General features: G+C 70.3%; 21 protein-coding genes. 2 read left to right on the top strand and 19 right to left on the bottom strand.

From position 1 onward, the window contains the following. Positions 1-69: 69 nt before the first annotated feature. Positions 70-854, top strand: a protein-coding gene (locus AB0I18_RS06800; protein ID WP_363104303.1) for an IS5 family transposase whose coding sequence is annotated in 2 segments (ribosomal slippage) — positions 70-379 and positions 379-854 — 786 coding nt in all. Because the reading frame shifts where the segments join, the coding sequence is not laid out codon by codon here. Positions 855-944: 90 nt separating this feature from the next. Beyond that, on the top strand, positions 945-1,535 hold the full coding sequence (locus AB0I18_RS06795) for a hypothetical protein (protein ID WP_363104288.1): 591 nt from the start codon (positions 945-947) through the stop codon (positions 1,533-1,535). 277 nt (positions 1,536-1,812) lie between these two features. Here the strand turns inward: AB0I18_RS06795 and AB0I18_RS06790 are convergent, their stop codons facing one another. From AB0I18_RS06790 to AB0I18_RS06700, 19 genes are all read right to left on the bottom strand, one after another. After that, a complete protein-coding gene (locus AB0I18_RS06790; RefSeq protein ID WP_363104287.1) occupies positions 1,813-2,781 on the bottom strand; it encodes a hypothetical protein in 969 nt (322 codons plus the stop codon). Positions 2,782-2,986: 205 nt separating this feature from the next. Continuing rightward, positions 2,987-3,118, bottom strand: coding sequence for a hypothetical protein (locus AB0I18_RS06785; protein ID WP_363104286.1), 132 nt, complete (start codon positions 3,116-3,118; stop codon positions 2,987-2,989). A gap of 543 nt (positions 3,119-3,661) precedes the next feature. Further along, entirely contained in the window at positions 3,662-4,573 is a 912-nt protein-coding gene (locus tag AB0I18_RS06780) for a MerR family transcriptional regulator (RefSeq protein ID WP_363104302.1), read from the bottom strand. Between the two features lie 537 nt (positions 4,574-5,110). Further along, complete coding sequence (locus AB0I18_RS06775) at positions 5,111-5,848, bottom strand: VOC family protein (RefSeq protein WP_363104285.1); 738 nt, start codon at positions 5,846-5,848, stop codon at positions 5,111-5,113. Positions 5,849-6,656: 808 nt separating this feature from the next. Then, a complete protein-coding gene (locus tag AB0I18_RS06770; RefSeq protein WP_363104284.1) occupies positions 6,657-7,697 on the bottom strand; it encodes an MBL fold metallo-hydrolase in 1,041 nt (346 codons plus the stop codon). An 80-nt stretch (positions 7,698-7,777) separates the two neighbouring features. Next, complete coding sequence (locus tag AB0I18_RS06765; protein WP_363104283.1) at positions 7,778-9,298, bottom strand: class I adenylate-forming enzyme family protein; 1,521 nt, start codon at positions 9,296-9,298, stop codon at positions 7,778-7,780. A gap of 93 nt (positions 9,299-9,391) precedes the next feature. Further along, entirely contained in the window at positions 9,392-9,712 is a 321-nt protein-coding gene (locus AB0I18_RS06760) for an EthD family reductase (protein ID WP_363104282.1), read from the bottom strand. A 36-nt stretch (positions 9,713-9,748) separates the two neighbouring features. Then, complete coding sequence (locus AB0I18_RS06755; RefSeq protein ID WP_363104281.1) at positions 9,749-10,126, bottom strand: hypothetical protein; 378 nt, start codon at positions 10,124-10,126, stop codon at positions 9,749-9,751. Continuing rightward, a complete protein-coding gene (locus AB0I18_RS06750) occupies positions 10,123-10,494 on the bottom strand; it encodes a nuclear transport factor 2 family protein (protein WP_363104280.1) in 372 nt (123 codons plus the stop codon). Before AB0I18_RS06750 ends, AB0I18_RS06755 begins: the two co-directional genes overlap by 4 nt. A 188-nt stretch (positions 10,495-10,682) precedes the next feature. Continuing rightward, positions 10,683-11,306 (bottom strand): TetR/AcrR family transcriptional regulator, encoded by a 624-nt coding sequence (locus AB0I18_RS06745; protein WP_363104279.1) that lies wholly within the window; start codon positions 11,304-11,306, stop codon positions 10,683-10,685. Positions 11,307-11,411: 105 nt separating this feature from the next. Further along, a complete protein-coding gene (locus AB0I18_RS06740; protein ID WP_363104278.1) occupies positions 11,412-12,578 on the bottom strand; it encodes an acetyl-CoA C-acetyltransferase in 1,167 nt (388 codons plus the stop codon). Positions 12,579-12,610: 32 nt separating this feature from the next. After that, positions 12,611-13,405, bottom strand: a complete 795-nt coding sequence (locus AB0I18_RS06735; RefSeq protein WP_363104277.1) for an enoyl-CoA hydratase-related protein — start codon at positions 13,403-13,405, stop codon at positions 12,611-12,613. Then, positions 13,402-14,175: an SDR family oxidoreductase gene (locus AB0I18_RS06730; RefSeq protein WP_363104276.1), complete on the bottom strand. Its 774-nt coding sequence runs from the start codon at positions 14,173-14,175 to the stop codon at positions 13,402-13,404. Before AB0I18_RS06730 ends, AB0I18_RS06735 begins: the two co-directional genes overlap by 4 nt. After that, a complete protein-coding gene (locus AB0I18_RS06725) occupies positions 14,172-14,948 on the bottom strand; it encodes an SDR family oxidoreductase (RefSeq protein WP_363104275.1) in 777 nt (258 codons plus the stop codon). The genes AB0I18_RS06730 and AB0I18_RS06725 overlap by 4 nt, the downstream gene beginning before the upstream one ends. Continuing rightward, entirely contained in the window at positions 14,945-16,174 is a 1,230-nt protein-coding gene (locus AB0I18_RS06720) for an acyl-CoA dehydrogenase family protein (protein ID WP_363104274.1), read from the bottom strand. Before AB0I18_RS06720 ends, AB0I18_RS06725 begins: the two co-directional genes overlap by 4 nt. Before the next feature lie 70 nt (positions 16,175-16,244). Continuing rightward, complete coding sequence (locus tag AB0I18_RS06715) at positions 16,245-17,219, bottom strand: phosphotransferase family protein (RefSeq protein ID WP_363104273.1); 975 nt, start codon at positions 17,217-17,219, stop codon at positions 16,245-16,247. Beyond that, entirely contained in the window at positions 17,216-18,454 is a 1,239-nt protein-coding gene (locus tag AB0I18_RS06710) for an acyl-CoA dehydrogenase family protein (RefSeq protein WP_363104272.1), read from the bottom strand. Before AB0I18_RS06710 ends, AB0I18_RS06715 begins: the two co-directional genes overlap by 4 nt. A 41-nt stretch (positions 18,455-18,495) precedes the next feature. After that, positions 18,496-19,650 (bottom strand): thiolase family protein, encoded by a 1,155-nt coding sequence (locus AB0I18_RS06705; RefSeq protein ID WP_363104271.1) that lies wholly within the window; start codon positions 19,648-19,650, stop codon positions 18,496-18,498. Then, on the bottom strand, positions 19,647-20,033 hold the full coding sequence (locus AB0I18_RS06700) for an OB-fold domain-containing protein (protein WP_363104301.1): 387 nt from the start codon (positions 20,031-20,033) through the stop codon (positions 19,647-19,649). Before AB0I18_RS06700 ends, AB0I18_RS06705 begins: the two co-directional genes overlap by 4 nt. Between the last annotated feature and the right edge of the window lie 4 nt (positions 20,034-20,037).

Below are 20,037 nucleotides of genomic sequence, written 5' to 3'. Positions count from 1 at the left end.
CGGTCCAAGGGGGCTGCTTGAGCCGTGTGCGTTGTGAGGCGCACGCACGGTTCTGAGGGGGGCCTCGCCCTGAGAGGGGCGGGGCCTACCCGACAACCGTTGCTGCCGCCCTGGCCCGAGCGGTCGCCGGGGCCGAAACCGGTGCCGGACCGGTTGCGCCTGCAAGGCATCCTGTACGTCCTGCACCAAGACATCGCCTGGCAACTCTTGCCCCTTGAGCGGGGGTTCGGCTCCGGACAGACCTGCTGGCGGCGTCTGGATCGTTGGCAGCAGACAGGGGTCTTCGACCAGTTGCACCGCATCCTGCTCGCGAAACTGAACGCGGCCGGCGAGCTCGACTGGTCCCGCGCGTGCGTGGATGGTTCCCACGTTCGTGCCAAAAGGGGGGACCCGCGACCGGCCCGTCGCCAGTCGACCGGCGCAAGACGGGCAGCAAGCACCACCTGATCTGCGACGGGAACGGTACCCCGCTCAAGGTGCTCACCACCGCGGCGAACGTCAATGACATCACCCAGACCCTCGCCCTTGTCGACGGCATTCCGCCCGTCGTCGGACGCCCGGGCCAACCCCGCCGACACCCCGACGCCCTGCTGAGCGACAAGGCGTACGACTCCCGCCCCGTCCGTCGTGAACTACGCCCACGCCGGATCGTGCCGGTGATCTCCCGCAAGGGTGCGCCGAACATCCAGGGACTGGGCAAGCTCCGCTATGTCGTCGAGCAGACCTTCGCCCTGCTCCACCAGGTCAAACGCCTCGCCGTGCGATGGGAACGACGCCTCGAACTCCACAACGCCTTCCTCTCGTTGGCCTGCAGCCTGATCTGCTGGCGGCGCCTGAAGAGGAACCACTCGTGAACGTGGTGCGAGTTCTAAACCGACAAGCGCTCAAGGGCCAGGGCGTGAGAGGGTGCGGTTCGATCTGAGACAGGGGGAAGCGTGGGGCTGATGTACGGCTACGACATCTATCTGCGGCCTCGGAATGTCGCCAGGGTATTGGCCAATCTGGCGGAGCTGGCGCCACCGGCCCGTGCCGTGCCGCCGCTCGAGATCACCCTGCCCGGCGGTGACCGGCTCGTCCTCCCGTTCACGTCCGACTTCAAGAGCGATCCGGTCGATTGCTCCACGAGCGGCGCGCTCGAACTCGACACGTCCCTCATGATCGACGTCGATGATGCACTGCACGAGTATGCGCAGACGGGCGGACCTGGCCCCGAGCCGGACGGGCGCATCCAGATCGGGTACATCTACGTCACGATCCGGTTCGAGTCCCTCCTGCACCCTGGCTACGCGTCGGTGCAGTGCTGGGCAGCGACGTCGGGGATGAGCCGCTTGTTCGCGCGCTCGGCCAACGTCAGGAAGGTGTTCACCGACCTCACCGCCGACAGCGGTGGGGTGTGCTGCCTGTTCGATACCGGCGACGGCGCCCCCGAGCAAGTGTGCTGGCTCAACGGTGAACCCACCGAGGAGACAGTCTCCGGTCCCCGCTTTCCAGATCTGCGAGCACTTGCGGCGACTTGGTCCGACCCCGGGCAGTGAGCATCCGTGCTTTCCCTTCGAGACCACACGATCGTGTTACGAGCTCTACGGGACAGCCCCCCTAGACGGCTTACGAACAAGGGTCGGAGCCGCAACTCACAGCGGTTTCACAAACGATCCTTTGCGCGAGCCCGAAAATGTCGATGAGACGTAGCAACGCTGTTGCTCCAGACGCCCTGCGCGATTGGTCTTGGATCCGCGTCGCTGGATCGAGGTGCGGTGGTTGCGTGGCTCATTCGGGGTTCGTGTTGGATGCCTGGCCGCTCATCCCACTCGGTCATTCCTCCACGACAATGTCGCCGTAGCGCCGCGCGACCTCGTGGAACGCCTCCTTGGGCCTGCACTCACCGTCGCCGGTCACCGCCACGACGCCGAAGCCGGCCTTGTCGAGGTCGAGGCGAGGATCGTCGTGATGCGGGAAGTCGGGCATGGCGAAGGTGAATACGAAGCAGCCGTGCACGCCCTCCGTGTTGTACTGGTCGATGAGTTCACCGAGGTAGCGGGCCTGGACGGCCTCGTCGCGGGGATGGTCGCCGCGGATGTGCGGGGGTACGGCGAACCAGTTGACGATCCAGAAGGAACCGGCTCCCCGCTGGTCGGCTCCGGTGAAGGCACCGCACCCGAACTCTGTGATGACGACGGGCTTGTCGTGATCGCGAACCAGGCCGCGCAAGCGCTCCGTGTAGGTGGGGTGGTTGCGGCCGGAGCGGTAGAGGCTGGCGCCGACCAGGTCGAACAGCGACCAGTCGACGTGTTCCCACCCGGCCGCGGAGTAGGTGACCGGTCCGCCGAAGCGGCGCCGCGCGGTGGTCACGGCGGTGGTGAGCAGCCGGTGGAGCCGCCGGTCGATCCTGCGACGCAGCACGCGGTGGAAGCGCACGATGAGCTTCAAGCGCAGGAACGAACGAGGTCCGGGGACGATGCCGGGCACGGTGTGGGAGAACTCGCTGCCGACCAGGAGCGTCACTCGGTCGGGGTGTTCCCGGCGAAGTTCTTCGGCCGCCTCGGCGACGGTGTCCAGATGCTCCAGCAGCTTCGGCTGAGGCAGTTCGGGAACGTTGGGCCGGATGTAGACGCCGAGACCGGTCTGGAGGGCGGTGCGGGCGGCATCGATCAACCGCTTGCCGTCCCCGATGAGCATCACCGTGGTGCAGTGCAGATCCCGGGCGATGACCTCCAGGTCTCGCCGCACGTCATCGGCGCTTGCCTCGCCGACCAGGTAGGAGATACCGCGGACGGTCAGCATGCGCTCGGCTCCTGTCGACGCAGATGGTGGGCGGCCATGAGACGAAGAGCAGAGCTGGGGTCACCGGCACATACTGGCCGCCGTGGGCAGTACCCTCGTCGTCCGCGCCGCACTGTCCTTCCTGGCCGAACCGCTCGGTGACGTCGATGGAGGTCAAGTACGCGGTCACATCCGGGTCGTCCAGCCGGGGTCATCGGCGTCGACCTCATTGTTCGAACAAGCTCTGATCGAACAAGCCGGCCTGGGTCCCCCCGAAGACCGCGCTCCACAGCAGGATCGCGCAGCGCGAGCGACGCAGCAGCAGCCAGCCGGGTACGACCCTGGCGACGACGTTCACCGTCACCCCCACCCAGGTCGTCGGCGGCAAGGTACTCCGCGCTGATCGGGGACAACACCAGCAGGTGGGCCACGGCCACCCAGCGGTGCCGAAACCGCGGCCATGTGGCAGGAGCGGGCAGTGCGGCCATGAAAATCCTCTGCGTGGTGGTTCAGCGGTCCGTCGTCATCGGTCCGGTCGACACTAGAGAGACCCGCGGGGGTCGGGCATCCGTCTTTCGTCCGGGAGCGCACAACTTCGGTCTAGAAGCGCGCAGCCCTTCGGCCACACCCCTCCAACGCCGCTTGGCCATGCGGAATCCAACACCGTGCTCACGTACCGTCGAGAACGCGCAAGTCGCGGTCTACCTCGTCGACGAGGACCACCGGCTACGCGCCTGCTCGGCCGAAGTGACCACCGGTGCCGGGAAGTTCCGTGCGGATGCCCTGGCCGAGGCGTGTCGATTTAACAGGTGATCTTGCGGATCTCGACGTCGAAGGAGGGGAAGGGTACGAACTCGGCCCAGGAGTCGGACCATGTCGCCCACCCCGGTCAGTCCGTGTTCTAGGTGGCGGGTGAGTCTTGGGCGGAGAGTTCTACGGCCAGTTCCATACAGCGCAGGCGGGCTGGGGAGAAGTCGTAGGGCATCTTGCCGATGGCTTCGAACACGCTCATGGAGTCAGCCTCCCGCCTGCCAGAGCCGAGGTCGGCCTCGCCCTCGCCGTCATCGGCGGTGGCAGGGTGCAAAGTGTCCCAGGCGTCGAAGAGGGCATCGTCGTCCTTATCCAGGCCGGACTCCTCGATGACGGCCTGCAGGGCGCTTTCGAAGGTGTGCCGCTCGACGGCCACCTGAGTCACCCGTGGATCATCGACGGCGACACTGTCATCGAGTGCCTCCTCGGCGTCATCGATGCGGTCGGAATCCTCCCGCAGAGTGGGATGCGTGGCCAGGACGACGAAGCGGGTGGCCTGGACGGCCGCGCCGAGCGGGCCGAAGATCCGCTCAGTGACCAGCAGAGTGTCCAGGTCCGCCTGACGCAGGGAGCCCTCGGGCAGGCTCTTGAGACGGTCGGTGACGAAGTCGGAGAGCAGGCCCATCCGGCTGCCTTCGGTGCGCATCCGCTGCACAGCGGTCCGCTGCCGCCGCAATTCCGCCTCCTGCTCGGCGAGGGTTTCCTCCAACCGCTCCAGGATGCCCGCGATACCGTCTCCGCTGTCCGCACCGGCGGAAGCCGTGCCGGTGGTAAAGGCGTCACGGATGTCGTCCAGGGCGATCCCGGCATCGGCCATCTTGCGAATCCACAGCAGGCGGATCATGTCCTCGTACCCGTAGCGGCGGCGGTCATCGCCGCCCCGCTCAGGCTCGGGGAGCAGCCCGATCTCGTGGTAATGGCGAATCGCCCGCGGCGTGGTGCCGGCGAAGGCCGCCGCGTCACCGATCTTGACCTGGCGGGGTGGCATGAAAGACGAATGCATGAGCAGGGACCTTTCCTCAAGGCATCGGGACGTAAGTCCACCGGACCACATGCCGCTACGGAAGGTGCAACCACCCCATACACACCGCCCCGCGCCAATGCCAAGAAATGCGCCCTTCCTCCGTAACGACCGCAGGGCCGTCCTTTCCCGCTGTGGCATCCGCACGACGGCAGACTGAGGGTTCTTCTCGTAGCCGACATGGTCGGTGATCTCGCCTACCAGGCCGAATCCATCCGGCACCCGCTTGGTCGGCATCTGCAACAACCCACCCTCGCCGGCCAGTTGCAGCTCCTCATTCCGGGCCCGGTCAACCAGCATCGGAACGAGCTGCTCGTCCGACGCAGCCGACGCATCGCACCACCGCCGGCCCGACCACGGACTCGTGCCGATCGTCTCGCGTGCTTGGCGTCTCCCCCTTGATCAGCAGGTCCACCGTTGATCAGAGACGCCCGGTTGTCATCAGCTGGCGGCCGGGGAGAGAGGGGTCCCGCGCCGCGCGCTGCCGCACCGGCACGCGGGAGGGGCCGGAGTTTCGCGTCAGCCCCGGCCGAGGACGCAGAACTCGTTGCCCTCCGGGTCGGCCAGGACGACCCAGGAGACATCACCCTGACTCACGTCGGCCCGTATCGCGCCGAGGCCTTCGAGCCGGGCGACCTCCCTCGCCTGATCCCCGACGGGGTCGGACATCACGTCGAGATGGACGCGGTTCCATACGACCTTGTCGTCGGGCGTGCGGCGGAACTCCAGGTACGGCCCGACGCCCTTGGCGGAGCGCAGCAAGGCGCGGTCGTCGGTCAGCTCGTGGACGGTCCAGTCGATCGCCTCGCCCCAGAACCGGACCATGGACCGTGGGTCGGCGCAGTCGACGACCACGGCGGCTATCGGCCCGGTGTCCCGGTAGAGCTCCCGGGGCTCCAGGACGCTGAACACGTTGCCTTCCGGGTCGGCCATCACCGTCCACGGCACATCGCCTTGGCCCACATCGGTGGGCGTCGCCCCGAGGTCCTTCAGACGTGCGACCAACTGCGCCTGATGGACGGCGGAGGTGGTGGCGAGCTCGATGTGCACGCGGTACTTCACCGTCTCCGGGTCCGGGACGCGGACGAGATCGATGCAGACGGCGGACGGGTCCGGCCAGTCGAAGCCCACGGGTTCCAGGTTGGTGACACCGGGCCCTTCGCTGGAAACACCCCAGCCGAGCACCTCTGCCCAGAACTGGCCGAGCGCCGAGTCGTCCCGGGCCTTGAAGTTCACCTGAACAAGTTGCAACGTCATGCTCGATACCCTAGGCGACCCCCCATCGGGCAGGCGTGCGCATTTTCCCCGAGTTGCCGGCCTCGTCGAGCGGGTGTGCGGATGCGTCGCCGTGCTGTCCGTGGCTGCCGAGTCCGGTGGCTGTCCTTGCAGGTTCAGGTGCACAAAAGTGCCGCCGGAGGACTCCGAAGGGTCGACACAGAGGCTGCGGCGGCAAAGGCACACCACGGGGCGTGTGCTGGGGTGATCGCCTGGGCAGCCGCCTGACATGAGCCGCCCAGCACCCCCGTTCCGGGTGCGACCGTGCCCGGGAGGCTGCTGGTCTTCCGTGCGACTTCGCGTCCGAAGTCGGCCGAGAACCGCTCACGCCGCCCGGAGGCAGCCCGAGGTGGCCTCGTCGCGGGAGTTCGAGCAGGGATAGCGGGGAGAGGGCGGGCGGCCGGCGCACGCCCGGCACCGAGCGGCTCGCGGCGCCCGGGGCGACGTGGGAGACTTCAGGACGCGCCTGATCCGAGACAGGCAGCGAGAGGTTCTACTGAGCCTCGGCGCGCCGCTCCCAGCAACGATACTTGCGCACCATCAGGTGCCTGGTCGTATTCCGACTCAGTCGGGTCAGTCGGGATGAATTCGGAAGGCACCGCGCACTGGGGCCCTCCTGCGCTCGCCACCACGGTGACGAGGACCGTGGGCGGCCGGCGGATCGACAGCCGCAAGGGGTTCATCAGCGCGGCGCAGACGGCAAGGGGTTCGCCATCGCTGTGGCCGCACGAGCGGTGTCCCGGGTGGCGTGGGCGGCGCGGCGGCCGGTGATGTCACCGCGCCGACGACGTCACCGCACGCGCGTGTACTGGTTCACGTCGCCGACGGATGTCACAGTCGCCCTCCCCCGGAGGACGAGGACATCCAGGTGGGCCGCCGTCTCGTTGATCGCGAGCATCTGGTTGAAGGCGTTCAGCTCGCTGAACGGCACCGCCCGGCGCGTCCATCCGAGCTTGCGTGCCACCGCGTGGGCGTCGAGTGTGTCCTCGCCCAGCGCCGTGAGGCTTTTGGCCAGCCGGTCGTCGTGGTGGGCGAGCAGTTCGGCGACCCGGGTGTGCGCACTGTCGGAGACCGGTCCGTGCGCGGGCAGCAGGCGGGCGTCCGCGTAACGGTTCATCAGCCGCAGCGAGTCCAGGTAGTCGGCGAGCGGACGCCCGCCCGGCTCGGCCAGTTCGAAACCGATGGACGGGGTGATGTGCGGCAGGACGTGGTCTCCGGAGAACAGCAGTCCCCGCTGCTCGTCCAGGAAGACCACATGTCCCTTGGTGTGTCCCGGAGTCGGTACGACGCGCAGCTCGCGGTCGCCGAAGTCGAGGGTCTCGGCGGCCAGCCAGCGGTCAGGGGCTTCCCACACGCTCGGATCGAATCCGCCGTGGTCCAACGCCCGGATACGGTCGGCCAGTTCGCCGGCGCCCGCCCTGCGCAGGGTCTCCAGGGAGCTCGCGGGTTCGTCGCTGCGCAGTCGGTCGAGCATCTCAAGACCTGGGCGTTCCCCTGCGCCGAGGTAGACACGCGAGCCCAGCAGCCGGCGCAGTTCCACCGCGTTCGTGTAGTGGTCGCGGTGGATGTGGGTGACCAGGATGTGGCTGATGTCGCCGAGGTCGCGGTCGATGGCGGCCAGGGCCTCCTCGAGCGCCTTGCGCGCCTCGGGGATCGCCCAGCCGCCGTCGATCATGACGATGCCACCGTCGCCGGCGAGGTCCTCCAGAAGGTAGACGTTGACGGCGTGCAGGCCGTCGTTGGGAAGGGGCAGCGGAACGCGGTGCACCCCGGGCTGCACGGTCTGCACTCCGGCTGCGGCCCACGGGCCCTGGTCGAACCGCGTTGTCATGATCCTCCTTGGTGGTGTACCGCCGCGGGATCATGCCGGTTGGCACGCGCGACGGCACGGTTTCGCGCATGTGCGCGTCGTCATGCCTCGTCGTCAGGCGTACCGGCGGACAGCGTGACGGCCAGGTCCCGGGCCCCGCTCCGGTCGAGCTTGCCGACCTTGGTCTGGGGCAGTTCCTTGATGCCGTACACGAATTCGGGCCATTTGGTCTTGGACAGGCCGACGCTCTCCAGGTGTCCGGTCACCTCGGCCAGGTCGATGCCACCGTCGTCCTCGGTGACGACGAGCAGCGCCACGCGTTCGCCGAGGACGTCGTCGGGAACCGCCGTGACACAGGCCCTGGCCACCCGCGGGTACCTGGCGACCGCGCGCTCTATCTCGGTGATGTCGATGTTGCGTCCGCCGCGGATGATGATGTCCTTCTCGCGGCCCATGATGCTGATGGTGCCGTCCTCGTGGGTCATCAGCAGGTCGCCGGTGGGCAGGTAGCCGTCCTCCGTCAGCGCCGGCGGTTCGACCTCGCCGTCGCGGGCGTAGCCGAGGAAGAGGGACGGGCCGCGCACCTGTGCCCGGCCGGTCACGCCCGGTCCGGCCGCCTGCCCGTCGGGGGTGAGCGCACGTAAGTCCGTACCCGGGAAGGGGCGGCCGTCTGTGCCGAGCCGGATCTCCTCGGGGTCGTCGGGGCTCGGCGAGGTGTGGCCGAGGCACTCGGACATGCCGAAGACGCGGAGGATCTTCGTGCCCAGGGAGTGCTCCGCCCTGGCCAGTGCGCCGCGGTCCATGGGCCCGCCGCCGACGGTGATCGACCGGACGCCGTGCAGGATGCCGGAGCCGGCCGCCTCGGCGCCCATCTGCAGCGCCATGGTCGGTACGCACATGGTCCAGCGGACGTCGGCGTCGGCCATCCGCCGCAGTGCGACGGCCCTGTCCCACTTCCCCGTCATGACGAGCGGCCCGCGCAGCATGAGGGAGAGGTAGACACCGAAGCAGTACGCCGCCGTCGACGACAGCGGCACGATGGCGGCGACGGCGTCGCCGGGCGCCAGGCCGTTGACGGTGACGGTGCTCGTGGCGGCGTAGCGCAGGGCCGCCTCGGACTGTACGACGCCTTTGGGCCGCCCGGTCGACCCGGAGGTGAGACCGATCAGGGACCCGCCCGACCAGCGCGACACGTCTCGTGCGTGGGGCGCGGACCGGCACATCCAGCCGTCGAGGGCCTTCTGCGGCGGGCCCGGCAGCCGTTCGCCCACCGTCCATTCGTCCATCGCGGAGGGCTCGGCGACCACGGCGTCCGGGCGGATGTCCTCCCAGGCCGCGGTGAACTCGGCGTGTGTGGTGTGCCGGTTGACCACCGCGATCACACCCCCGTCCCGGCCGCTCATGCCCACGGCGAGGGTGGCGGCGACCGTACGCCATGAGTTGTCGGCCTGGACCATGACGGTGCCGCCCGCTCCGTCGGCCCCTCCGGTGGACAGCGCTCCGGCCAGCCGCGCGGCCTCGTCGAGCAGTTGCCGCGCCGTATGGCTGCCCGCATCGTCGATGACCGCGACGAAGTCGGCCTCGTCCGCCTGCTGTTGGAACTCCCGCACTACCTGTCGCATCTTGTCCCTCGCTGCGCTGTGCCGAACTGGCGTCTACTGAACGCTGGGGTACGTGCTGTGCCGGTGGGCCTGGATCGTCCGGCAGGAGCGGCCTCAGGCGGCGAACATCTCCGCCTCGTGCCCCATGACCGCGATGCGGCGGCCCTTCATGTCTCCGACCTGCGCGACGGCCTCGGCCCACTCGGGGCTCGCGAGGGCCTTCCTCAGGTCCTCAGGGGAGTCGAAGCCGAGCACGGAGAGCCCGTCCCAGCCTTCGGAGCGCGGCTCCAGAGCGGCGTCGATATCGGTGTGCCGCCAGGCCCGCAGTCCGGGCAGTCGGTAGGTCAGCTCCGCATGGTCGCCGCGCCACCACTCGATGAACTGCTCGTGCGTCCACTCCGGAGGCCGGGCTGCCAGCAGGACGAGGTTGTACATGAGGTTCCTCCCTAGCGGTGGGGTGAAGGTGCGCGATCAGTCGAAGCGGATCTCGGACGAGCGCCCGATGAGCAGGCGCTGCAGCCGGCCCTCGCCGTTCACCCGCCCGGCGGCCACGAAGCTCGCCTCGGGGACCCCCGCGCGTCGTACTTCCCCCAGGAAGAGCTCGTCCTGGCCGAGCGTGGTCGCCGACAGCCGGTGATGGGTGCGGGTGCCCCTCTCACGCTGTTCGAGGTAGCCGACGAGGGCGGCGCGGTCGCCGGCGAAGTCGGTGGCGTTGCCGCCGCCGGTGGAGAACAGGATGGACAGCGAGAAGTCGTCGCTGATCAGGTCGAGGATCCGGGACGGCTCGTCGCTGTCGAGGATCTCGAACCATGCCGTGAGGAAGGGGGCCCCGGTCGAGGTGTCCGTCATGTCCGGCTCCCGTCCTGCGCGGACCAGTCGACCAGCTCGAACGAGGTGGTGAAGAAGGACTGGTAGCGCGCCAGGAGTCCGCCGGGCGACACGACCGCCGCCGAGAGGAAGGAACCGGAGTACCGCCCGCCCTCCGTCACCACTCCGTAGACGGTCTCGAGCTCCCCGTCCCGGCTGTAGCGCAGGATCTCGTGCGACCGGTCCACGGGATTGCGGCCCGCGATGTACGCGGCGAAGTCCTCCTTGGACTTGCCGGTGACCTCCTTGCCGGGCAGGGCGATGAGGAAGGAGAAGTCGGGTTCGAGCAGGTCCAGCGTCCGCTCCGGATGCCGACTGTCCATGCTGGCCATGTACGCGCGCAACGCCATGGGGAGCCCTTTCGGTTGGCGGCAGATCAACCTGAGTCAAGTTCAATTCAGTTTGGATGGTAATCCCGCGGAAACAAGCCTGGCAATAGTGACGTCAAAGCCCCCTGAAGGATGACCTCCAGGGGGCGGCGAGCGAAAGCGGAAGCGGGGACCGGCAGGGACCGACCGCTCAGGAACCGCTCAGAGCGTCACGTGGCGACCATCCGCACGCAGGCGCCCTCGATCAGCTCGCTGACCTCCGACAGCGGCGTGGGCCCCGACGGCCGGTACCACCGCCAGACGCTGACGATCAGGCCGAGCACGCTCCCGCCCAGCAACTGCGCGTCGCGAAGCGGGAACGCGCCCTGGGACATGCCCCGGACCAGCAGGTTCGTCCAGTCCCGCTCGACGAGCTGGACCAGCTGGCGGGCCGCGACACGCTCGGCCTCCTCCCGCTTGGACTTGCGCGGGCCGGAGAGGAGGTCCATGTGGTTCTGCAGGATGCGCATCTGCAGGACCTCTTGGTCGGAGACGTCGTACGCCGCGCGAACGGCCGCCCGGAGCGCCTCCACCGGGTCCGCGACGTCCGCGGTCGCCTCCGTGAACTTGTCGTGGGAGCGCTGGAGCTCCAGCCGCATGATGGTGAGCAGGCAGTGGGTCTTTGACTCGAAGTAGTGGTACAGCGCGGTCTGCCCGATACCGACCCGCTCCGCCACGGTCGACCACTTGGTGGCCTCGAAGCCCGTCTCGCCGAAGCAGTCGACGGCGGCCGCCAGAATGGCGGCGCGCTTGGACCTCGGCCCCGCTTCCGGTTCAACGATCTTTGTCGCCATGCCTGACCCGTCTCCTGGCTGCCGCCCACCTTTTCCGTACCCGAGAGTAGTACCAAGCTGAACTCAGTTGCCAATCGACTTCCGGTCAGAATCGCTCACGGGCACTCACAGGCGCTCGAGCACGGTCGCGTTGGCCATACCGCCGCCCTCGCACATCGTCTGCAGACCATAACGCCCGCCGGTCCTGCCCAGTTGGTGGACGAGCGTGGTCATCAGCCGGGCGCCGGTGGCGCCGAGCGGATGCCCGAGCGCGATGGCGCCGCCGAAGGCGTTGACCCGCTCCGGGGCGGCGCCGATCTCCTTCTGCCAGGCCAGGACGACGGAGGCGAAGGCCTCGTTGATCTCGACCAGGTCGATCTCGCCGATCGACAGCCCGGCCTTCTTCAGCACCTTCTCGGTGGCGGGGATCGGACCGGTCAGCATCTGGATCGGGTCGGAGCCGACCACGGCCATGGTGTGCACGCGGGCCAGCGGGGTCAGACCGTGGCGGCGTACCGCCTCCGCGGAGGCGATCAGCAGGGCGGCGGCGCCGTCGGAGATCTGGCTGGCGACGGCGGCGGTCAGCCGGCCGTCCTCGGTGAGGGTCTTCAGCCCGGCCATCTTCTCGAGGGTGGTGTCGGCACGCGGGCCCTCGTCGGCCGTGAGCCCGAAGGCCGGGGTGATCTCGTCGTCGAAGGCGCCGTCGACCTGGGCGGCGAGGGCCCGCTGGTGGCTGGTGAGCGCGAACCGTTCCATGTCGGTACGGGAGACGCCCCACTTCTCGGCGATCAGCTCGGCCCCGCGGAACTGCGAGACCTCCTGGTCCCCGAAGTGCTCGCGCCAGCCGTCCCCCGCGAACGGGCTGCCCATGCCGGCCTGTTCGCCGACGTACATCGGGCTGGCGATGGGCACCAGGCTCATCACCTCCACCCCACCGGCGACCACCAGGTCGGCGGCGCCGGAACCGACCGCCTGCGCGGCGAAGTGCACGGCCTGCTGGGAGGAACCGCACTGGCGGTCGATGGTGGTGCCGGGGACGTGCTGCGGCAGCCCCGCCGACAGCCAGGCGGTGCGGGCGATGTTCCCGGTCTGTGCGCCGAGTTGGCTGACGCACCCGAAGTACACGTCGTCGACCGCGCCCGGGTCGGCCCCGGTGCGCTCCAGCAGCGCGCGCAGCACATGGGCGCCGAGGTCGGCGGGGTGCACGCCGCTGAGCGTGCCCTTGCGGCGGCCGACGGGGGTGCGGACGGCTCCGACGATGAATGCTTCGGACCTGCTGGGCGGTGTGGGCACGGTGGGCTCCATGGTGGGGTACGGGATCGGGATCAGGGCCTGGGTGGGACGCGCGTGAAGTCGGGCGCCCGCTTGCCCAGGAAGGCGGCGACGCCCTCGCGGCCCTCGTCGGAGGCGGCCGCGGCGGCGAGTGCGCGGGCCTCGCGGTCCAGGTGCGGGCCGAGGTCCGCGGTCGGTCCGGCGGCGACGAGCCGGCGGGTGACCCCGAAGGCGGCGGTGGGACCGGCCCGCAGGGCCTCGGCCGTGCGGGCCGCCTCGGCGGCCAGTCGGTCGGCGGCCACGACCCGGCTCACCAGCCCGATCGTCTCGGCTTCCGCCGCCGGTACGCGGCGGTTGGTCAGCAGCAGGTCCAGGGCCCGCTTGGGTCCGACGAGACGGGGCAGGAACCAGCTGACTCCGGCGTCCGGTGAGTAGCCGATGCCGGTGTACGCGGCGGTGAACGAGGCGTTGTCGGCGGCGAGGGTCACATCGGCGGCCGCGGCCAGGCCGATGCCCGCGCCGGCGACCGCGCCCTGGACGGCGGCCACCATGGGCGCGTCGATCGCGGCGAACGTACGCAGCGCGTCGTGCAGCGCGTCGGTCACCGCGGTCAGGTGCTTCTCCAGTGCCTCGCCGGAGAGCCGGGAGAACTCCCTGAGGTCGCCGCCGACGCAGAAGGACTTCCCCTCGCCGGTGAGCAGCACGGCCCGTACGGCCGCACGCTCGCAGGCGCGTGCCGCGTCCAGCAGTCCGCGCGCCAGGTCCAGGTCGATGGCGTTGCCCGCCTCGCCCCGGCGCAACGTGACATGGGCCAGACCGCCGTCGTGGATCTCCGTGCCGACGCTCATCGCGCGGTCCATCCGCCGTCGACGGTCAGCACCTGTCCGGTGCAGTACGAGGAGGCGTCCGAGGCGAGGAACAGCAGGGCGCCGTCGAGTTCGTGGCCGTCGCCACCGCGCCCCAGCAGGGTGTTGCGCTCGACCCAGCGGCTGGAGCGCTCGTCACCGAAGAGGTCCGCGGTCATCTCGGTGCGGAACCAGCCCGGGGCGAGCGCGTTGACGCGGATGCCGCTGCCGCCCCACTGCCCGGCCAACTCCCGGGTCAGGCCGATCAGTCCGGCCTTGGACGCCGAGTAGCTCGCACCGCCGAGCGGGGCCGCGGTCACCAGGCCGAGGATGGAGGAGACGTTGACGATGCTCCTGCCGCCCGTGTCACCGGGTGCCTCGGCGGCGAGGCGGGCCAGGTGGAAAGGGGCGGTGAGGTTCACGTCGAGGACCTCGGCGAAGGCATCCGGCGACTCGTCCTCGGCGCGTGTCTCGCCGGAGCCGGCCGCGTTGTTGACCAGGATGTCGATGCGGCCGGTGGCGGTCAGCGCGGCCTCGGCCAGCCGCGTACGGTCGGCGGCGATGGCGACGTCGCAGGCCACGGGGTGGATACGGGGGTGGGAGTCGGCCAGTTCCTTCAGCCGGTCGATACGGCGCGCGGCGGCGAACACGGTGGCGCCGGCCTGTGCGAGGACGGCGGCGAAGCGTGCGCCGAGCCCGGCGGAGGCGCCGGTGACGATCGCCGTCCTGCCCTGGAGCGAGAACAGCTCGGCTGCGGGGCGCGGCGCGTTCACTCGTCCACCCCGATCGGCAGGGCGGTCGCTCCGCCGTCGAGCACCAGGGTCTGGCCGGTCATCCAGGAGGAGGCGTCGGAGGCCAGGAACAGCGCCGCGTTCGCCACGTCCTCCACCGTGCCGAGGCGCCGCAGCGGCAGCTTGGCGGTGAGGATCGGCTCGCGCACCTCCCATACCGCCCGGGCCAGTTCGGTCTTGATCAGACCGGGCGCGATGGCGTTCACTCGTGCCCGGGGCCCGAGTTCGTAGGCGAGCTGCCGGGTCATGTGCAGCATGGCGGCCTTGGTGGCGTTGTAATAGCCGATGTGCGGGTCGACGATCAGCCCGCCGACGGAGGCGATGTTGACCACCGCTCCCCCGTGCTCGGCCATCCAGGCCCGCCAGGCGTACCGGGTCCAGGCGATCATTCCGTACTGGTTGACGCGGACGGTCTTCTCCGCCCGCGGCAGGTCCAGGTCGAGGAGATCGCCGTGGTACGGGTTGGTCGCCGCGTTGTTGACGAGGATGTCGACCCGGCCGAAGCGGGCCATGGTCTCGTCGACGCAGGCCTCGGCCTGCTCGGGTTCGCCGGCGTTGGCCACCACCGTGTGGATGTCGCCGTCGCCCTTGACGCGCAGCAACTCCTCGCGCGCCTCGGCGAGTCCGGCCGCCTTGCGGGCCGCGATCACCACATGCGCGCCGGCCGCCCGGTAGGCGGTGGCGATGCCGAGCCCGATGCCGCGGGATCCGCCGGTGATGACGGCGACCCGGCCGTCGAGAGTGTTGGCACTCACGCCGCCCCTGCCTTCGTGTCGGTCTTCCGGTACTTGGCGAGTTCCTGCCGGGCCACCGTCCGCAGATGTACTTCGTCGGGGCCGTCGGCGATGCGCAGCGCCCGTGTGATGGCGTACAGCCGGGCCAGTACGGTGTCGTCGCTGACGCCCGCCGCGCCGTGCGCCTGCACCGCGCGGTCGACCACCTTGTGGGCGACCTCCAGCGCCGCGACCTTGATCGCGGCGACCTCCATGCGGGCGGCGGCGTTGCCGACGGTGTCCATCAGCCAGGCGGACTTGAGGACGAGGAGGCGCAGCTGCTCGATCTCGATGCGGCTGCGGGCGATCCACTCGCGCACCACGCCCTGGTCGGCGAGCGGTCCGCCGAAGGCGATGCGGTCGGTGACGCGCTCGCACATCAGCTGCAGGGCGCGCTCGGCGAAGCCCACGGCCCGCATCGCGTAGTGCATCCGCCCCGGACCGAGCCGCCCCTGGGCCAGCGCGAAGCCCTCCCCCTCGCCCCTGAGGATGTTCTCCACCGGCACGCGGACGTCCTCGAAGAGCACGTCACCGTGTCCGAGCCGGTCGGTGTAGCCGAACATCGGCAGGTCGCGCAGGACCGTGACGCCGGGGGTGTCCCGGGGGATGAGCAGCATGCTCTGCTGCCGGTAGGTGGGCGCGTCCGGATCGGTCTTGCCCATCAGGATGATCAGCTTGCAGTCGGGGTCGAGGATCCCGGAGGTGTACCACTTGCGGCCGTTGACGACGTAGTTGTCGCCGTCGCGGGTGATGAGGGTACGGATGTTGCGCGCGTCGGAGCTGGCGACCTCGGGCTCGGTCATGGCGAAGCAGGAGCGGATCTCCGCGTCCAGCAGGGGCCGCAGCCAGCGCTCCTGCTGCTCGGGCGTGCCGTACAGCGCGAGGAGTTCCATGTTGCCGGTGTCGGGCGCCGAGCAGTTGAACACCTCGGGCCCGATGATGGAGCGGCCCGCCAGTTCCATGAGGGGTGCGTACTCGAGGTTGGTGAGCCCCGCGCCCCAGTCGCCGTGCGCCATGAAGAGGTTCCACAGCCCCTCGGCGCGCGCCTTCTCCTTCAGCTCGGTCATCACGGGCGGCAGCGCGTGCGGATCGTCCGCCTCGGCGAGCTGCCGGTCGTAGACCGCTTCCGCTGGAAAGACGTGCTGGTCCATGAACGACCGCATGCGGTCCTGGAGTTCACTCGCCCGTGGCGAGAATCCGAAATCCACGATTGCTCCTGTCCGGGGGCGGGGGGTGCCGGGGCGTCGGGGTGCCCGGGGTTCGTGTGGTCGGCCCGGATCAGCCGAGGATGTCGCGTGCCGTGCGGATCATCGCGGCGATGGTCGGCGGCAGTCGTTCCTGGTCCGGGTCGTGGTGCTTGCCCTCGCGGTGCCGGCGCAGGTTGTGGCCCATGATCGCGGCCATCTTCATGCGGCCGAGCGCCCGGAACCAGTCCATCGCGGGCAGCGCGGGCAGGCCGTCACAGTAGGCGTCCAGCAGTTCGGCCTCGCTGGGCAGGCCAGGCACGGCACGGCCCAGCTGGGGGAAGTTGCGGTGGTCGGCGAAGAGCAGGAACCAGCCGAGGTCGATGCGCGGGTCGCCGACGCTCCAGATCTCCCAGTCGACGACGGCCACCGCGCGCTCGCCGACGCACAGCACGTTGCCGAGCCGGAAATCCCCGTGCAGCAGCACCGGTGGAAGGCCGCCGGGCACATCGGCGGCGAGGCGGTCCAGCAACTCCTCGCCGCCCGGCCGAAGTTCCGGCGGCACGGCATGCAGGGTGCGGCTCCACCGCTCCAACTCCCCTGCCGCGTCGAGCGGTTCGGGCGGATCCAGCCCGGGCGTACCGGTGTCGGTGGCGTGCAGTCGCCGCAGTACGGCGGCGATCTCCAGCATCCGGGCGCGGGCCGTGGCGGCGGGCACCTCCGGCTCGTCGAGCACCGGCTCGACGGCCTCCCCGGTCGCGAACTCCATGGCGAACCACGCCGGTTGTGTCTCGTCGACGGCGGCGACGCCCGGCACCGGCACCGCGGACCCGGCCAGCGCGCCCAGCACCCGCGCCTGGCGCAGCACGTCGTTGCGTCCGACGGGCCGCTGCCCCGGGGGCACCGCTTTGATGACGTACCTCGCGTCCCCCGCGGTGACGGAGTACGTCAGCCCCGAGTGGCCGCCCGGCAGTACCGCCAACTCTCCGATCGCGGCGCCCGGATGGCGGCGGGCGAGCTGATCACGCACCCGGCCGGCCAGCTCCGGGACCTGCGTGGCCGTGCTCATCGGACGGGCTCCTTCGGCAGGCCGAGCACGCGTTCGGCGAGGATGTTGTGCTGGATCTCGTCGGTGCCGCCCGCGATGCTGTAGCCGGGGGCGCCGAGCAGGTGCTCCGTCCAGGCGTAGGTGCCCCACTCCCCGGTGTCCGCGACGAGGCGCGGGCCCAGCAGTTCGGAGACCAGATCGCTGGTGCGCCGCATGGTCTCGGTGGCGTAGAGCTTGCCGACCGAGGCCTCCGCGCCGGGTTCGCGTCCGGCGACGAGGGCAGCGGTCACCCGTAGCCCCATGAGCCGTTGGACGAGGGTGCGGATGTGGAGGTCGGCGGCACGCTGCTGTTCGCCGCCGGTGAGCGGACGGGGCAGGTTCCCGGCGAGTTCGAGGGCCCGGTCGGCGTTGTCCAGGCCGAGGTTGCCGGAGTCGAGCCGTTCGGCGGCCAGCACACTGAGCGTGACCCGCCAGCCCTCGCCGACCGGCCCGAGCCGGTCGGTGTCGGGCACCACCACGCCGTCGAGGTAGACCTCGTTGAAGCTGGTGCCGCCGGTCATCTGCTGGATGGGCCGTACGGTCACGCCCGGCGCGTCCATGCGCACCAGGAAGACGGTGATGCCGGCGTGCTTGCGTACGTCCGGATCGGTACGGCACACCGCGACACCCCAGGTCGCCACGCGGGCCCCGGAGGTCCACACCTTGTGCCCGGTCAGCACCCAGTGCTCGCCGTCACGCACCGCCCTGGTGCGCACCGCGGCGAGGTCGGATCCTGCCTCGGTCTCCGAGAACAGCTGGCAGGCCAGTTCGTCGGTGCGCAGCATGGGCCGCAGCCAGCGCTCTTTCTGCTCCTCAGTGCCCCAGATGCCGATCGCGGGGGCGACGAGCTGCTGCGTCACCGGGAAGACCTCGGTGCGATGGGGTACGTCGAAGGCCGCCTCTTCGGCGCGGTAGAGCTGCTCGTAGTACGCGGGCAGGCCCCGACCTCCGTACACCTCCTGCCAGTTGAGCGCGCCCCACCCCTGGTCGTAGCGGGTGCGCTCCCACTCCTGGATGCGGGCGGTGTGCTCGCGCTCCTGGTCCTCGGTCCAGTTCTCGAACACGGCGACCGAGTCGGAGCCGCTGCCCCACTCCCCGCCGGCGGCGCGGCGTCCGGCGACCGTGGCGAGCCACTGCCGGGCCTGGGTGCGGAACTCCTTGGGTTCCGGGACGGTGCAGGGATCCGGGACAGTGCTGGGATCCGGGGTACCGCTCATCACTTCTTCCACCTCCGACCGGCGGGACGTTCACGGGACTTTCAGCGGGCCAGCACCGTGCAGGCGCTCACGCCGGGGGCGCCGTACACATGGGTGAAGCCGACCCTGGGGTCGCCGGGCACCTGGCGTTCGCCGGCCCGTCCGCGCAGTTGCTGGACGATCTCGTAGACCTGGCGGAGCCCGGAGGCGCCGATGGGTTCGCCGTTGGCGATGCAGCCGCCGTCGGTGTTGACCGGCAGGGTGCCGCCGATCTCGGTGGCGCCGGAGGCGACCAGCCGCTCCTGCTCGCCGTCCTCGCAGAACCCGCACTCGGACATGTGCATGACCTCGGCGCCGCTCTCGGTGTCCTGCAGCTGGCAGACGTCGACGTCGCCCGGAGCGATCCCCGCCTCCTCGAAGGCGGCGGCCGAGGCGTCACGGCTGACGCTGGTGAGCGGGCCCCCGGGGATCCAGGGGCTGAACACCTCGAACGAGCCGAAGCGCCGGGTGCGTACGGCCGCCGAGCGCAGGGTGACCTGCGGGCCGTCCGGGGTGTCCAGGCCGCGTGCGGCCTCGGGCGAGCAGAGCACCAGCGCGGCCGCGCCCGCTCCCGGGGAGCAGAACATGTAGCGGGTCAGCGGGTCGCTGACCATGCCGGAGTCGAGGATCTCCTCGGCGGACACGGGCTTGCGGCGCCATGCCTCGGGGGTCAGACCACCGTTGCGGTACGCCTTCTCGGCGACCAGGGCGAGGGTTCGCGGCGTGATGCCGTGGTCGTGCATATAGCGCTGGATCTTCATGCCGAAGAACTGGGTGGTCACCATCAGCCCGTCGCTGCCGTACTCCTCCCCCAGCCCCCAGTCCTCGGGCCGCGGGTCGAAGGCACCGCGCGGGTGCTTGTCGAAGCCGACGGCGAGGACGACGTCCGCCATGCCGGAGCGGATCGCGTTCACGGCGGAGACCAGCGTACTGCCGCCGGTGGCGCAGCCGTTCTTGACGTTGACGAACGGGAGGCCGGTCAGGCCGAGTTGGGAAACCAGGGTGTCGGCGAGACCGGCGCTGTCGCTGCCGCCGAACGCGGCCCGCACCCGCGACCACTCGATCCCGGCGTCCGCCAGCGCGGCGTTCACCGCTTGGACGGCCAGCTGACGGCCGCTCGCTTCCGACCGGCCGAACGGGGTGCGCCCCGCTCCGCGGATCAGGACGTCGGTGCTCATGAGCCCTCCTCGCCGGGTGTCGTGGGCCTGGCCCGCGGGACACCGTGGCCCGCGGCCACGGTGAGGGGCATGCCGATACGGATGTCGTCGAGGTCGTCGACGTCGAGTACGGCGGCCACCCGCATGCCGTCCGCCAGCTCGACATAGCCGAGTGCGAACGGTTCGAAGCCGCCCGGCGGGGCCTGGTAGGGCGGCGACTTCGGGGCGTAGCGCTGCACGGTCCAGGTCCACAGCGTGCCGGCGCCCCGGAGAACCGCCGGCTCGGCCGGTCCTCCGCAGCGTGGGCACGCCTCGTCCGCGGGGTAGACCGCCACCGCGCAGCCGGAGCAGCGTGAGCCCTGGAGCCCGACGGCGACGGTCGGACTCCGCGGATCCGTGGCCATCCGG

The sequence above is a fragment of the Streptomyces sp. NPDC050704 genome (genome assembly GCF_040654355.1).
Taxonomy (GTDB): Bacteria; Actinomycetota; Actinomycetes; order Streptomycetales; family Streptomycetaceae; genus Streptomyces.
Note: the sequence above shows the minus strand (reverse complement) of the source record. Positions and strands in the feature narration are given on the sequence as shown.